This window comes from Sinorhizobium saheli (genome assembly GCF_001651875.1).
GTDB classification, from domain to species: Bacteria; Pseudomonadota; Alphaproteobacteria; order Rhizobiales; family Rhizobiaceae; genus Sinorhizobium; species Sinorhizobium saheli.
Map to the genome: position 1 here is coordinate 168539 of NZ_LNQB01000072.1, position 15124 is coordinate 183662.

15 protein-coding genes are annotated in these 15124 nt (G+C 63.5%); 1 reads left to right on the top strand and 14 read right to left on the bottom strand.

The annotated features are described in order from the left end of the window. Positions 1-30 precede the first annotated feature (30 nt). The 14 genes from lpxB to ATB98_RS13060 form a co-directional block, all read right to left on the bottom strand. Complete coding sequence (lpxB, locus tag ATB98_RS12990) at positions 31-1215, bottom strand: lipid-A-disaccharide synthase (RefSeq protein WP_066874214.1); 1185 nt, start codon at positions 1213-1215, stop codon at positions 31-33. Beyond that, on the bottom strand, positions 1212-2093 hold the full coding sequence (locus tag ATB98_RS12995) for an LpxI family protein (protein WP_066874216.1): 882 nt from the start codon (positions 2091-2093) through the stop codon (positions 1212-1214). Before ATB98_RS12995 ends, lpxB begins: the two co-directional genes overlap by 4 nt. 5 nt (positions 2094-2098) lie before the next feature. Further along, entirely contained in the window at positions 2099-2917 is an 819-nt protein-coding gene (gene lpxA, locus ATB98_RS13000) for an acyl-ACP--UDP-N-acetylglucosamine O-acyltransferase (RefSeq protein ID WP_167354074.1), read from the bottom strand. Then, positions 2914-3378, bottom strand: coding sequence for a 3-hydroxyacyl-ACP dehydratase FabZ (gene fabZ / locus ATB98_RS13005; RefSeq protein WP_066874221.1), 465 nt, complete (start codon positions 3376-3378; stop codon positions 2914-2916). Before fabZ ends, lpxA begins: the two co-directional genes overlap by 4 nt. Continuing rightward, positions 3371-4435: a UDP-3-O-(3-hydroxymyristoyl)glucosamine N-acyltransferase gene (gene lpxD, locus ATB98_RS13010; RefSeq protein WP_066874223.1), complete on the bottom strand. Its 1065-nt coding sequence runs from the start codon at positions 4433-4435 to the stop codon at positions 3371-3373. The genes fabZ and lpxD overlap by 8 nt, the downstream gene beginning before the upstream one ends. A 43-nt stretch (positions 4436-4478) precedes the next feature. Continuing rightward, positions 4479-6812 carry an outer membrane protein assembly factor BamA gene (bamA, locus tag ATB98_RS13015; RefSeq protein WP_066874225.1) on the bottom strand — a complete coding sequence of 778 codons (2334 nt, stop codon included), beginning with the start codon at positions 6810-6812 and terminating at the stop codon, positions 4479-4481. Positions 6813-7066: 254 nt separating this feature from the next. After that, a complete protein-coding gene (gene rseP / locus ATB98_RS13020) occupies positions 7067-8191 on the bottom strand; it encodes an RIP metalloprotease RseP (protein ID WP_066874227.1) in 1125 nt (374 codons plus the stop codon). Positions 8192-8379: 188 nt separating this feature from the next. Further along, positions 8380-9213 (bottom strand): phosphatidate cytidylyltransferase, encoded by an 834-nt coding sequence (locus tag ATB98_RS13025; protein WP_066874229.1) that lies wholly within the window; start codon positions 9211-9213, stop codon positions 8380-8382. Next, positions 9213-9956 (bottom strand): isoprenyl transferase, encoded by a 744-nt coding sequence (locus ATB98_RS13030; RefSeq protein WP_066874231.1) that lies wholly within the window; start codon positions 9954-9956, stop codon positions 9213-9215. Before ATB98_RS13030 ends, ATB98_RS13025 begins: the two co-directional genes overlap by 1 nt. Before the next feature lie 36 nt (positions 9957-9992). Beyond that, the gene (gene frr, locus ATB98_RS13035) at positions 9993-10553 is read right to left on the bottom strand and encodes a ribosome recycling factor (RefSeq protein WP_066874233.1); all 561 of its coding nucleotides are present in this window, start codon (positions 10551-10553) and stop codon (positions 9993-9995) included. Positions 10554-10607: 54 nt separating this feature from the next. Then, the gene (gene pyrH, locus ATB98_RS13040) at positions 10608-11330 is read right to left on the bottom strand and encodes a UMP kinase (RefSeq protein ID WP_066874236.1); all 723 of its coding nucleotides are present in this window, start codon (positions 11328-11330) and stop codon (positions 10608-10610) included. Positions 11331-11522: 192 nt separating this feature from the next. Then, the gene (gene tsf / locus ATB98_RS13045) at positions 11523-12446 is read right to left on the bottom strand and encodes a translation elongation factor Ts (RefSeq protein ID WP_066874238.1); all 924 of its coding nucleotides are present in this window, start codon (positions 12444-12446) and stop codon (positions 11523-11525) included. A 249-nt stretch (positions 12447-12695) separates the two neighbouring features. Continuing rightward, the gene (gene rpsB, locus ATB98_RS13055) at positions 12696-13463 is read right to left on the bottom strand and encodes a 30S ribosomal protein S2 (RefSeq protein ID WP_066874241.1); all 768 of its coding nucleotides are present in this window, start codon (positions 13461-13463) and stop codon (positions 12696-12698) included. Positions 13464-13691: 228 nt separating this feature from the next. Next, positions 13692-14510: a cell envelope integrity EipB family protein gene (locus tag ATB98_RS13060; RefSeq protein ID WP_066874243.1), complete on the bottom strand. Its 819-nt coding sequence runs from the start codon at positions 14508-14510 to the stop codon at positions 13692-13694. A 141-nt stretch (positions 14511-14651) separates the two neighbouring features. Between ATB98_RS13060 and ATB98_RS13065 the strand changes: the two genes are divergently transcribed. Continuing rightward, on the top strand, positions 14652-15119 hold the full coding sequence (locus tag ATB98_RS13065; RefSeq protein ID WP_066874245.1) for a RidA family protein: 468 nt from the start codon (positions 14652-14654) through the stop codon (positions 15117-15119). Positions 15120-15124 lie beyond the last annotated feature (5 nt).

Consider the following 15124-nt stretch of genomic DNA (forward strand, 5'->3'; position numbering starts at 1 on the left):
GAGAAGAGCCTATCCGACAAAGAAGCCCGGTCAGAAATGGCCGGGCTTTTTTCCTTGGAGGTAGGCGAGGACGATCTCCGCCGCGCTTTCGCCGGGCGGCCGCTCCGTCGCCATGCGCTGCTGCACGATCGCGAAACCGTCGAGCATGGCACGGCGTTGCGCCGTGTCGCTCGAAAGGCGCTCGACCCACCGCGTGAGCGCGGCCGGCCGGATCATCTTGTTGAAATATTCCGGCACGACCGGAAAATCCGCGATGAGGTTCGGAAGCGCGGCGGTCCATATCCGGATGCGCGCATGCAGCAGGCTGACGAGCCAATCGGCATAGTAGGTCGAGACCACCGGCACGCCGGCAAGCGCCAGTTCGAGGATCACCGTGCCCGAAGCGGCAAGGGCGGCATCGGCCTCGGCGAAGGCCTCCCACTTTTTTTCGGTGGCGACCGAGATTTCCGGCACGATCTTCCAGGTGGACGTCAACGCCCTGACGAGCTTTTCCTGGCGCGGGACCGTGGGCAGGAGAAAGCGCATGCCCTCGTGCCGCTCCGCAAGCTCCTCGACGGTGTCGCGGAAGATCGGCAACAAGCGGCTGATCTCGCTTGCGCGCGATCCCGGCAGCAGCAGGCAGGTCCTGGGCCCCGGCCGCTCCGGCGCCTGTCGTCTCCGGCGTTGCCGGTCGCGAACGGCAAGCACGTTGCCGTCCGAGGCCAGCCGGTGCCCGACATAGGTCGTCGGCGGCCCCCCGAGGCGCTTCATCACCTCCGGTTCGAACGGCAGGACGGCGAGCACGTGATCGACGTAGGCGCGCATGCGCGGCGCCCGTTCGGGCTTCCACGCCCAGACGCTCGGGCAGACATAGTTGATGACCGGCAGTTCCGGCAGTGCGGCGCGCACGCGCCGGGCGACACGATGGGTGAAATCCGGACTGTCGATGATGACGAGGGCATCGGGGCGCGCGGCAATGATCGCTTGCGCGGTCTGCCGGATGCGCAAGAGGAGTTTCGGCAGGTTCGCGATCACCTGGGAGAAGCCCATGATCGAGAGTTCGGAATAGTCGAACAGCGAGCGGAGGCCCTCCGCCTCCAGCGCATCGCCGCCGACGCCGACAAGCTCGACCCGCCCCTCGACCCGGGGACGGAGCGCGCGCACAAGGTCGGCGCCGAGCAGATCGCCCGAGACTTCACCGGCGATGACCGCCAGCCTGTAGACCCGGTCCGTCATCGGCCTGCCTTCCAGGCATCGCGTTCGATGCCGAGGATGAAGAGCCCGCTTTCGTCCGCCGCCTCCACGAGGCGCGGCCGCTCCAGAACAAGGGCACGCCCCGCCTCGACGGCGATGCCGGCAAGACCGGCCGCTTCGGCGCCTGCGACCGTCGAAGGGCCGATCGAGGGCAGGTCCGCCCGCTCGTCCTGCTGCGGCTTGCAGAGCTTGACGAGAACGCCGCGACGGCGGGCCGAAATCCGGCCGTCGGCCCTGAGGTCAGCCACTCTCGCCAGCATGGCATCGGTGCCTTCGGCCCCCTCAAGCGCCACCACCCTGCCGCCGACGGCGACAGCGCCCTGGCCGACGTCAAGCGCGCCGAGCGCATTGGCGGCGGCGATGCCGGCTGCGATATCCCGACGATCGTCATCGGTCGGCGAATGGGCTCCAAGGGGACCGGGATCGGCGAGCAGATCAGGGACGACTTCATGGGCGCCGATGACCCGGGCGCCGCTCGCCTCGATGAGGTCCATCGCCATGCGCAACACCGCATCGTCGCCGCCGGACATGAGCGTCTTCAGCACGCTCGGCACCTTGGCGAGCGTCCGGAAGGTCGGGCGGATATCGCGCCATTCGGGGCGCCGCCGCACCGCGCCGGAAAGCACGACCCGATCGATGCCTTCCGTCGCGAAGGTTCGGCTGATCGCCGCGAAATCGCCGATCGCAAGGACGGTGTGATCGAAGCCAGTCCAGTCGGCATCGGCCTCGCGCGACAGTGCGATGATGAAGGGATCTTCTCCCTGTCGGCGCGCCGCCTCGGCGACGTGATGGGGAAGTGCGCCGGCGCCGGCGATAATTGCCAGCCTGCCCTTCGACTGCGGCAGGCCGTGAACCGCCATCGCTGTCACCCCTTGCTGCCGCGCTTCGGCGAGGACAGGGCGCGATCGCTCTCTGCGGCGATGAAATCCAGGATCTCCATCGCCGGCGGGCAATCGAGGTACTCGTCACGGATGGCGGCTGCGTTTGCGCGAACCGACTCCGGCCCCTCGAAGATCTGCTTGTAGCACCGCCGAACCTTGTGGATCGTCTGGCGATCGACCCCGGCACGCGTCATGCCGACGACGTTGAGGCCACCCAGGATGCCCGGATTGCCGTTCAGCATGCCGTAGGGAATGACGTCATAGCTCACCGCGGAAAGCCCGCCGATGAAGGCCTGACGGCCAATGCGGGTGAACTGGTGGACCGCCGAGCCGCCGCCGAGGATGGCGCGGTCCCCGACCGTGACGTGGCCGGCGAGCATCACGTTGTTGGACAGGATGATATTGTCGCCGAGGCGGCAATCATGCGCCACGTGCGAGTAGGCAAGGAACAGGTTGTTATTGCCGACGATGGTAGTGCCGCCGTGCTCGACGGTGCCGGTATTCATCGTCACGCCTTCGCGGATCGTGCAGTTCTCGCCGATCACCAGGGTGGTGTTCAAGGCGCTGTGGTGGACGCTCTGCGAGTCGCCGCCGATGACGGCGCTTGGAAAGATCTTCGTCCCCTTGCCGACGGTCGTGCGGCCGATGACGATGACGTGGCTCAGGAGCTCGACGTCATCCGCCAGCACGGCGTTCGGCCCGATATGACAAAAGGGGCCGATCTTCACGTTTTCGCCGATCACCGCGCCGTCCTCGATGACCGAGGACGGGTGGATCTTCGCACTTGATGCTATCATTCTCAGGCGTCTTCCTTGCTGACGATCATCGCGCCGATATCAGCTTCCGCAACAAGTTGCCCGTCAACTTTTGCATCACAGTGAAATTTCCAGATATTGCCGCGCTGCTTCTGCTTCGTGACATGGAACTCGACCCGATCGCCCGGCACGACGGGCTTGCGGAAGCGGGCATTGTCGATCGTCATGAAATAGACGAGGTTGCTGCCGATTCCCGTCTTGCGCGCGCAGATCGCGCCGGCCGTCTGGGCCATGCCTTCAATCAGGAGGACGCCCGGCATGATCGGCTTTTCCGGGAAGTGTCCCGTGAAGTGCGGCTCGTTCGCGGTCACGTTCTTGATCCCGATCGCGGAATTGTCGTCATCGATCTCGATGATGCGATCGACAAGCAGGAACGGATAGCGGTGGGGAAGAAGCTTCAGGATTTCCTGAATATCCGCCGTACCGAGAACCGTTGCAGCCTCATTCATCCTTGCCACCCTTCTTCTTCTGCCTTTCGCTCGCTCGCATCGCCATCTCCGCGATATCGCGCAGGAAGTCCTTCATCGGCCGCGCCGGGATCCCCCCGTAGCGCTCGCCGGCCGGAACATCGCTCGCCACGCCGCTCATGGCGGCGATCTGCGCTCCATCACCAATGCTGATATGGCCATTGACCCCGGCATTGCCGCCGATCATCACGCCATCGCCGATCCGCGTACTGCCGGCAATGCCGACCTGGCTGACGATGCCGCAATAGCGACCGATGCGGACGTTGTGGCCGATCTGCACGAGATTGTCGATCTTCGTCCCCTCGCCGATCACCGTGTCGTCCATGGTGCCACGATCGATCGTGGTGTTGGCCCCGATCTCGACATGGTCCTGGATGATCACCCGCCCGACCTGGACGATCTTGATCATCCCGCCCCTGGGCCCCGGTGCGTAGCCGAACCCGTCCTGGCCTATGCGCGCGCCGGGATGAATGATGACATTGTTGCCGACGAGCGCACACAGGATGCTCGCGCCCGCGGAGATCGTGCAGTCGCGTCCGATCCGCACGCCCGGTCCGATCACCGCTCCGGCCGCGATCCGCGTGCCGCTGCCGACCTCGGCTCCGGCGCCGACGACGGCCGTCGGTTCGACCTCGACACCGGCCTCGAGCCGTGCCGTCGGATCGACGAAGGCGCCCGGCGCTATGCCCCTTTCGCTCGTGTTGTACGATGGGCGCATTGCATTCTCATGAAGCAACGCGCCGGCAAGCGCGAAAGCGGTGTGCGGCTTTGCCGCCAGCAGCACTGGAATGGTGTGGGGAACGATCGAGGCGATCGCCTTGTCGCAGATGATCGCGGAGGCCTGACAGGTCTCCAGTTCGTCGCGATTCTTGCGGGAAAGCATGTAGCAAACGTCGCCCGGCTTGGCGCGATAAACCGGTGCGACCGCGTGGATGGCGCGGTCTGCTGCGCTTACATCCGACAATTCCGCCCCAAGCCGATCCGCCAGGTCGCCCAGGCGAATCCCTTCGTGGGGCGGAAAAAACCAATTCTGTTCCATGGACACTCCAGAACAATCTTCTGGCAGTTCTGGACTGCGCTTGTCAGAACGACGAGTTGATACCGAACTTGAAGTTCTGGATTTCGTCGAAGTCTTCCTTTGCCACCGGTACGGCGTAGTCGACGCGCAGCGGCCCGAACGGCGACGCCCAGATCAGGCTGACGCCGACGGAAGCGCGCAACGAGGCGTCTTCGCCGCGAACGGATTCGCCCGCGCCGGTCAACTTCACATCGTTGCCGAAGAGCGTACCGGCATCGACGAACAACGCACCACGGAAGCCGCTGTCACGCGGCAGACCCGGCAGCGGGAACGTCGCTTCCGCCGAGGCGGTGAAATAGGTCGTACCGCCGAGAGCGTCGCCGTTGTTGACGCGCGGACCGATACCGTTGCGCTCGAAGCCGCGGATATCGTTGCTGCCCAGCTGGAACTGGTCGAAGACCTCCATCGAGCCGGACGTCTTGAACAGGTGACCGGCGCTGCCGGAGAGCGAGCCGATGATGTCCGCCTCGTCGTGCAGCGTGTAATACCACTTGGCCTTGCCCGTCAGCTTGTAGAAATCGGAGGTACCGCCGAGACCGGCGAATTCCTGCGTGACCGACGCGAGAATGCCCTCATGCGGCAGCTGGGCATCGTCGAGCGTGTTGAAGGTGAAGGAGTGCGATACGGACGAGCGCGTCCACGGGCTGCCGTCGATCACACGGTCATAGGGCGACGAAAGCTCGTCCTTGTCGCCGGAATATTCGAGTTCCGTGTAGTTGTAGCGCAGCGTCGTCGACAGGCTCTCGGTGATCGGCGCGGTGACGCGCAGGCTGAAGCCCTGGTCGTTGTAGGTGTAGTTGTCGTCGTCGAAGTCGTTCTCGTTTTTGAAGAGATCGAAACCGGCCGCGAGTCGGTAGCCGAGGAAATACGGCTCGGTGAACGAGATATTGTAGGTCTGGCTGTCTTCGCCCTTGCCGGCGGCGACGCGAATATACTGGCCGCGACCCAGGAAGTTCTTTTCCTCGATCGAGGCTTCAACGAGGAAGCCGCCGCCGCTGCCGGCCGCATAGCCGGCACCGATGCCGAAGGAGCCCGTCGACTGGTCCTGCACGTCAACGATGATGATGACGCGGTCAGCCGCGCTGCCCGGCTGCGTCGTGATGTTCACGGACGAGAAGTAGCCGAGCGCCTCGAGCCGGCGCTTGGCGCGCGCGACCATTTCCTGGTTGAAGGCATCGCCCTCGCCGACATCGAACTCGCGACGGATGACGTAGTCGCGGGTGCGGGTGTTGCCGCGGATCTCGATGCGCTCGACATAGGCGCGCTCGCCCTGGTCGACGAGGTAGTCGACGGCGATCGTGTGATTGGCGAGGTCGCGATTGCCGCGCGGGGTCACGCGAGCGAAGGGATACCCTTCCGAAGCGACGCGCTTCGAAATCGCGCTCATCGTGTCCTGGATATCCTTGGCCTTGTAAACCGAACCTTCGCGGCTCTGGACGAGACCCCTGAGCTCCTCCGCATCGACACCTTCAACGGTCGATTCGATATTGACCGGGCCGAAATCGTAACGCGGACCTTCCTCGACGGTGATCGTCACCGTGTATTCGTTGGTCGCCTCGTTCAGCGCCGCCTCGGAGGAAATGACGCGGAAATCCGCGAAACCGCGGTTGTAGTAGAACTGCCTCAGCAGTTCCTCGTCGGCGCGGAGCTTGTCCGGATTGTAGACGTCCTTGCGCGTCAGGAACGAAAAGATGCCGGATTCCTTCGTCGCGATCACCGACTGCAGGCGGCCGTCGCTGTAGACTTCGTTGCCGACGAAGTTGATCTGCGTGATCTTCGTGCGCTCGCCTTCATTGATGACGAAGGCGAGGTTGACGCGGCCTTCGGCGATCGGAACGACCTGCGTCGTCACCGTCACGTCGCTGCGGCCGATGGCGGCGTAGGCATCCTTGATGGCCTGGATGTCGGTCTCGACGGTCGCTTCGCTGTAGGGGCCGAGCGGCTGGGTGCGCACGATTCCCTGGAGCTTGTCGTCCTTGATCTTGCGGTTGCCGTTGAAGACGACCTGGTTGACGAGCTGGTTCTCGCTGACGCTGACGAGGAGCGTGCCGCCGGAGACCGTGATGCTGACATCGGAGAAATAGCCGGTGGCATAAAGGCGCTTAACGGAAGCGTCGATATCCGCGTTGCTGAAGCTCTTGCCGGGGACGATCGTGATGTTGGCGCGAACGGTTTCGGCGCTCACGCGCGTCGCACCCCGCACTTCAACCCGATTGATGACCGCGGCCTGTGCGACCGACGTACCTGCAATCAGCCCGACACCGGTACCCGTGGCCACCATGCTTGCTGACAGCGCAAACGCCGACACCGCGTTCAAAAACCTTGAACCAGCTTTCATGTTTAAATCTTACCTTTTCCCAACGTCCCGCGGCAATTTCGTGCCGACTCCGGTCACGGTTGCCGTTTTACCCGCTTTTGCCATACAAGCAAGCCAGCTCGTTAATTTCTGTTTACTTCAATTCGAACCGTGGCTTAACAGCCACTACGGCTTCGCGTTATCGTAAACAAATGGTTGCAGAGCAAGCCCGTGAAATCCGATCCTTCACAAAATCATGAGGATCTTCGCATCCCCGCACAAAGGCGGCCGACCCTTCATCCGAAGAGCCAGTTGATGTCGTTCCACGCCGCAAAAGCGGTCAGCATGAGCACCATGGCGAAGCCGATGCGGAATGCGAGATCCTGCGCGGCGGGGCCGACCGGCTTCCCGCGCAGCGCCTCGACCGCATAGAACATGAGATGGCCGCCATCAAGCACCGGGACGGGCATGAGGTTAAGCAATCCTATGGAAACCGAAAGGACGGCGGCGAAATTCAGGACTTCGGCAATGCCGAGTTTCGCCATCTGGCCGGACATCTGCGCGATACGGATCGGCCCCCCCAGCTGGTCGGCCTTCATGCGGCCTACGAACAGATTGGAGAGATAGTCGAAGGTGCCGGTGACGATGTGCCAGCTCTGCAGGGCGCCCTGGCCGACCGCTTCGAGCGGCCCGTAGGTCTCGATTCGGAAATTGCCGGCCTCCTGGTTGGTGCCGATGCCGATCTTGCCCTCTTCCACCTTGTTGCCCAGCGGATCGACCGATTCGGTTCGCTGCGGCACCATCGGGAGGTCGATCGTACCGCCTTCGCGCTCGATGCGAACGGTGATCGGCAATTCGGGGCGCACGCTCACATAACGGCGTACGTCATCGAAGGTCGTAATCGGCTTTCCATCGATCGACAGCAGCCGGTCCCCGGGCAGAACGCCCGCCTTCTCCGCCGCGCTGCCGGGCGCCACGAAGGCCACCACCGGATCGGCGACGGCGCGGCCGTAGACGGAAAAGAGGACCGCGAAGATCGCGATCGCCAGAAGGAAATTCGCGATCGGACCAGCGGCGACCGTCGCCGCCCTTTTCCACAGCTTGGCGCCCAGGAAGGTGCGGCCGCGCTCTTCCGGCGCGATCGTATCAAGGCGCCGAAGATCGGGGGTGCTCGCGGCATCCTCGTCGCCGAAGAACTTCACATAGCCCCCGAGCGGGATCGCGCAGAACTTCCAGCGGGTGCCGCGGCGATCGGTCCAGCCGAAGAGCTCCGGGCCGAAGCCAACGGAAAAGGCGAGGATGCGGATGCCGGACCAGCGCCCGACAAGGTAGTGCCCCATCTCATGTACGAAGACCAGCAAGGTCAACAGAAACAAAAAGGTGGGGATGGTGTACTGGAGATTGTCAAGCAGAAGGCCCATGATCATTCCTAACGCGTCCGCCGCCACGCCGTCCCTTGTTCGTCAGGCATCGAGGCCGTCGCCGCAATTCGAGTTGCCGCATATTACCCTTTATTCGACCTCTATATAAGGAACTATGCGGTGACTTGTGAGCGGCAGAGGGAAAGCGGTGTCGATCTCCCGTACCGCTGTGCCCTTGGGCGGCTCCATCAGGGACCCAACAGAACCGAACCGAAGACCACTTCCCGCCCGCCCGCGACGAGCGTCTGCCCCAGGACGAGAGCCAAGGCGGCGATGCAGGCGAATATCAAACCGTCGACCCGGTCCATCACCCCGCCATGACCGGGAATCAGCCGGCTCGAATCTTTCACGCCGAAGCGGCGCTTCACGTAGGATTCGAACAGGTCCCCGATCTGACTCGCGACCGAGAGCACAAAGGCGATGGCCGGGATGCGCAGATCCTCGAGCGAGAAGTGAGCCATGAAGACAGCGACACCGGCGAGAACGCCGCAAATGGTCCCGCCGATCGCGCCCGACCAGGTCTTGCCCGGCGAGATCGCCGGCGCCAGCTTCGGTCCGCCGAGCGTCCGGCCGGTGAAATAGGCGAAGATGTCGGTCGCCCAGACGACCGCGAACACGAACAGCATCGCCATCAGGCCGAGATCGTCCGCGCCGCGGATCGCCGCGAGCGATATGCCGGTCAGACCGGCATAGACGATGCCGCCCGGCAGCCACCAACTGGTCCCTCTGATCACCACCCACAGCGCGGCGGCGGCAACGCAGACCGCGAGCGCCGGCAAGCTGACATGCATGTAGCCAAGAAGGACCAGGCCGGCGATGACGACCTGCGACAGCCATCCAAGCGCATTGCCCTGGAAATCCCGCTCGGGCAGCTTCGTGATCGTCGACCACTCATAGTAAACGAGCAGGCCGATCGCTACGGACAGAAGCTGGAAAGCGAAGCCGCCGGCCCAGGTCGCACCGAGGGCGATCGCCGCGAGCACCACGCCCGACGCGATACGAAGTTTGAGTTCGGTTTGCATCAGGAACCGACCGCCAGAGTCGGTTGCGACAGCCCGCCGAAGCGGCGTTCGCGGCAGGCGTATTTTTCAATGGCCGCGAGGAAAGTCTCGCGGGTGAAATCGGGCCAGAGTTCAGGAATGAACAGCAATTCGGAGTAGGCTCCTTGCCAGAGCAGAAAATTGGAGAGACGCTCCTCGCCGCTCGTCCTGAGGATGAGATCCGGATCGGGAATGCCCGCCGTGTCGATCGTCGCTGAAATCCGGTCGGCTGTGATTTCGTCGGGGCGCAGCCGGCCGGCTGCCACTTCCTCCGCCAGGCGGCGCATTGCCCGCGCAAGCTCGTCGCGTGCGCCGTAATTGAACGCGATCACCAGGGTGATTCCGGTATTGGCGCTCGTCGTCTCCTCGGCCTCGATCAGCAGCGGGAGAATGTCGCCGCTCAAGTTCGCACGGTCGCCTATGACGCGGATGCGGACGTTTTCGCGGTGCAGATCGGCGAGATCCCTTCTTATGAAGGCCTTGAGCAAGCCCATGAGATCGCTGACCTCATCCTCCGGCCTGCTCCAGTTTTCCGACGAAAAGGCGAAAAGCGTCAGATAGCGAATGCCGAGCTCCGTGGCCGTCCTGACCGCGTCGCGCACCGCCTCGACGCCCTTGCGGTGTCCCATCGTCCGGGGCAGTCCACGCGCATTCGCCCAGCGACCGTTGCCGTCCATGATGATGGCGACGTGCGTCGGTACGTTAGTGGGAAGGAATTCTTGCATGGGCCGCCCGAAAATTGAGACTCACGTATCCGCCAGTCAGACGTGCATGATTTCCTTTTCCTTCTCCGCGAGCAAGCGGTCGATTTCGGAAATCACCTCGTCGGTCATTTTTTGCACGCGCTCCGACTGGGCACGGCTGTCATCCTGGCTGATCTCCCCATCCTTTTCGGCTTTTTTCAGACCGTCCATCCCGTCCCGGCGAACATGCCGAACGGCGACCTTGCTCTTTTCGGCATAGTCATGCGCGACCTTGACCAGCGACTTGCGGCGCTCCTCGTTCAGTTCCGGCAGCGGAATGCGCAGGTTCTGTCCGTCGACGATCGGATTGAGGCCGAGATTGGCCTCCCGGATCGCCCGGTCGACGGCGCCGACCATCGACTTGTCCCACACCGATACCGAAAGCATCCGCGGTTCCGGAACCGTGACGTTGGCCACCTGGTTCAGCGGCATGCGCGAACCGTAAGCTTCGACGGTCACCGGATCGAGAACATTGGCCGAGGCGCGGCCGGTGCGAAGCGATGCGATGTCGTGCTTGAAGGCAGCGATCGCTCCGTCCATGCGGCGCTTGAGTTCCTTCAGATCCACACCTTCACTCATGGTTGAACACTCCCGTTCTGTACATAACGGCCCTTGCGGGGCCCCAGCAGCTTGTCAATTGTCGGTCACGATGGTGGCATGGCCGCCACCCGTCAATATCTCGGCGAAACCGCCTTTCTCATGGATCGAGAAGACGATGATCGGAATGGCATTTTCCCGCGCCAGCGCCACGGCGGCAACATCCATCACGGCCAGTCCCTTTTCGAGGACCTCGCTATGGGTCAGGCGATCGAAACGGGTGGCCGTGGGGTCCTTCTTGGGATCGGCCGAATAGATGCCGTCGACCTGCGTTCCCTTGAAGATCGCTTCGGCGCCCATCTCGGCCGCGCGCAGCGCCGCGGCGGAATCCGTCGTGAAGAACGGATTGCCGGTGCCCCCGGCAAAGATCACGACCCGGCCGAGCGAAAGATGATAGAGCGTTGCGCGCTGCGAGAAGCTCTCGCAGATCTCCGGCATGGCAATGGCCGAAAGCACCACGGTGTCGATGTCAAGCTTGCGCAGCGACGTCGCGAGAGCAAGCGCGTTGATGACCGTCGCCAGCATGCCCATGTGGTCGCCCGTGACCCGGTCGCCGCCCTTCGAGGCAACCGCGACGCCGCGGAAGATATTGCCGCCGCCGACGACCACGCCGACCTCGACCCCCATTGCCCGCGCTTGCGCGATGTCGGCGGCGATCCGGTCGGCCACGGCGACATCGATGCCGAATCCCTGGCTCCCCATCAATGCTTCACCGGAGGCCTTGAGAAGAACGCGCTTGTAGACTGGCTTGGCCGACATCATCACTCCTGAACAGATCGGCGCGCATGGGCGGACTTCGGCGCACAGCGCATGGGGACAAATCCGGTTGCGTGGTATCAACCGCTCCGGCTGAGCTCCAGCGGGTCCGACGCATCGACGCATGCCGGATACACGAAGGGCACCGCGTTGTCACGCGATGCCCCCAACGTTTTCCCAATCCGGGTGAAGAAATCAAGCCTTTGCGGCTGCAGCCACTTCCGCCGCGAAGTCGGTCTCTTCCTTCTCGACGCCTTCGCCGAGCAGGAGGCGGGCCATGCCGGTCACCTCGATCGGCGCGCCGACGGTCTTCTCGGCATCCTTGACGGCCTGGCCGACGGTGATGTCCGGGTTCATGACGAAGGACTGCGACAGCAGCGCGACCTCTTCGAAGAACTTGCGCATGCGGCCTTCGACCATCTTCTCGATGATGTTGTCCGGCTTGCCCGAGGCGCGCGACTGTTCGATGAAGACGTTGCGCTCACGCTCGGCGACGGCGGCGTCGACCTCCTCGGCGCGGATCGCCAGCGGGTTGGTGGCGGCGATGTGCATGGCGACCTGACGACCGATCGCGTTCAGCGCTTCCTTGTCGCCGGTGGACTTCAGCGCGACAAGCACGCCGAGCTTGCCGATGCCGTCGCCGGCGGCGTTATGCACATAGGTGGCGACGACGCCGTCTTCGACCTTGAGCAGGGCAGAACGGCGCAGCGTCATGTTCTCGCCGATCGTGGCGATCGCATCCTTGATCGATTCCTCGACGGACTTGCCGGTCGCCGGGTAGGTCGCCTGGGCGACGGCTTCGACGGAACCCTCGGTGCCGAGCGCTACATTGGCGACGCCGCGAACGAGCTCCTGGAAGGCATCGTTGCGGGCAACGAAGTCGGTCTCGGAGTTGATCTCGACGACGACGGCCCTGGTGCCGGCGCTGGCGATGCCGATGAGGCCTTCGGCAGCCGTGCGGCCGGACTTCTTGTCGGCCTTGGCAATGCCCTTGGCGCGCAGCCAGTCGATGGCGGCTTCCATGTCACCATTGGTCTCAGCAAGAGCCTTCTTGCAATCCATCATGCCTGCGCCGGTCTTTTCGCGCAGATCCTTCACCATTGCGGCAGTAACAGTCATCTTCGTGCCTCTTTGTCAGTTTGGCTGGCAGCGGCGACCGCGACCGGCGCGGCGCCAGCAAGTTTTGCAGGAAATGGCCTTTCTCTCTGACGTCGCGATGGACGATCATCGCAACGGTGCGGGCGGCTGCTCGCCGCTGGCCGGGCCATTTCCGGCTGATAAAGAACAAGGCCGTTCCGCTTTCGATCGCAAACGGCCTCGTCCCGACATTTCATGCATAGGGCAGCATCCCGCTGCCCTGCGGCCCGATCAGGCTTCGGACGATTCTTCGAGAGCCGGCTCGACCGGAGCCTCTTCCGACGCACCGATGTCGCGGCCGGCAGCGCCCTGCTGACGGGCGATGCCGTCAATGGCGGCGCGGGCGATGAGGTCGCAGTAGAGAGCGATCGCGCGCGATGCGTCGTCGTTGCCCGGGATCGGATAGTCGATCAGGTCCGGATCGCAATTGGAGTCGATGACGGCAACGACCGGAATGCCAAGGCGCTTGGCTTCGTCGATGGCAATCGATTCCTTGTTGGTGTCGATGATGAACATCAGGTCCGGCGTGCCGCCCATGTCGCGGATGCCGCCGAGCGCACGGTTCAGCTTCTCACGCTCGCGCTCGAGGTTCAGGCGTTCCTTCTTCGTGAAGCCGGACGCTTCCGAAGCGAGGATCTCGTCGAGCTTGCGCAGGCGCTGGATCGAGTTGGAGATCGTCTTCCAGTTGGTCATCATGCCGCCGAGCCAGCGGGCATTGACGTAGTACTGGGCGGAGCGCTTGGCGGCGTCGGCGATGATTTCCGAGGCCTGGCGCTTGGTGCCGACGAAGAGCACGCGGCCTCCGCTAGCAACGGTGTCGCTGACGACCTGGAGGGCGCGCGACAGCATCGGCACGGTCTGGGCGAGGTCGATGATGTGAACGTTGTTACGGTCGCCGAAGATGTACGGCTTCATCTTCGGGTTCCAGCGGTGCGTCTGGTGGCCGAAGTGCACGCCGGCTTCGAGCAGCTGGCGCATGGTGAAATCAGGCAATGCCATGCCTTGTCTCCTTTTCCGGTTTAACCTCCGCAAGGCGTCGAGCGCATGGCGCCCACCGGCGGAACGATCCGGATTTCTCCCGGAAAATCCCATGCCTTACGTGTGGAATGGGCAGCCCATTAGCCGTAACTGCCCGACAAATCAAGACTCAACGTGGGTTTTTTACCGCCGCCGGAGCGCAGATCGCCCGAAAGTCTGCGCAAATCCGGGGCAACGACATGCAATGCCCTATTTGCACTCCTCGGCCTTGAAGACTTCGAGGTTGGCGAGCTTGCCGGTCAGGACGAAGTCCCCATAGTCCATCGTCAGGTCGCGCGTGACGCCGTTCTCGTACAGTTTGAAGGACATGCGGTAGATGGGCAGCGCGTCGCCACTGGCATCGTCGTTGAAGTAGGAAATCGTCACCGGCCAATAGTTTTCGCCTGCAAGCCTGCCCGCCTTGCCGACGTCGGCGTCGTCCGGCGCAGGTTTTCGCGGCTTGCCGACGAATGTCGATGTGATCAGAGTCTTGTCGCCCGAATCGGAGCCGTCGAAAATCCGCGCCTCGAAAAAGCTTTCGCCCCGCTTCGCGCGATCGATCACTTCCAGCATGTGCTCGGTCGGGAACCGGCTTGCCGCCAGCGCCACCTCGCGCTTGTCGGGGGCCGTGAGCTCGACCTTGACCCCGGATTGTTCGTCGTGCGCGCTGCCCCGCACCTCCTTGTCCAGTTTCTCGTCGGTGAAGGAGCGGGTCAGGAAGCGGAAATTGCCGTTCCGCATATCCTCGTAGGTGGTGGTCTGCTGGTCCGTCAGGCGGACCTCCTCGCCGGTGTCCACCTGGGTGACGAAGCGGAAGCTCACGGTATAGCCTTCGCAGGCCGAGCCGTTGAACTCGTAGACCATGCGGCCGTACATGCCGGAGATGCCGGAGCGTTCCGATGCGTCCTTCAGTTCCAGGTCGTAGACGGCACGGTGGGGGACGAGCGTGCTCGCATCCGCCGCCGCAACCGTCATCACGGCGAAACAGACGCTTCCCACGCTGACAAGACCGAAGCCTTTACGAAACATCCGTTTCCTCCTGTTGGACTCGCCGGCAATGCGATAAACAAGCGTGCGGCAGAAGCGCGGCAGATCCGTTCCGGCTGGCGCCTGTCATGCCCCTGCTTTGCATGCAGGATTTTATCACAAAAGACAACAATGGAGCCCTCCATGTCCGCAGAGATCGAAACGCGTCTTGCCGAACTCGGTGTCGTCATTCCCGAGGCGGTCGCACCCGTCGCAAACTACGTGCCCTACGTCGTCACCGGTTCGATCCTCTATATTTCCGGGCAATTGCCGATGGAGGGCGGCAAGGTCGCGGTGACCGGGCATGTCGGCCGCGACGTCGATGTCGCGGCCGCCCAGCGGGCCGCGCAGCTCTGCGCGATCAACATCCTGGCGCAGGCCAAGGCCGCGCTCGGCGGCGACCTCGGCCGCATCCGCCGCCTCGTCAAGATCAACGGTTTCGTCGCCTCCACGCCTGACTTCACCGAGCACCACCTCGTGATCAATGGCGCCTCGAACTTTTTCGCCAACGTGCTCGGCGAGTCCGGCAAGCACGCGCGCGCAGCCGTCGGCATGGCTGCCCTCCCCTTCAACGCCGCCGTCGAGATCGACGCCATCCTTGAAATCGCGTGAACAGG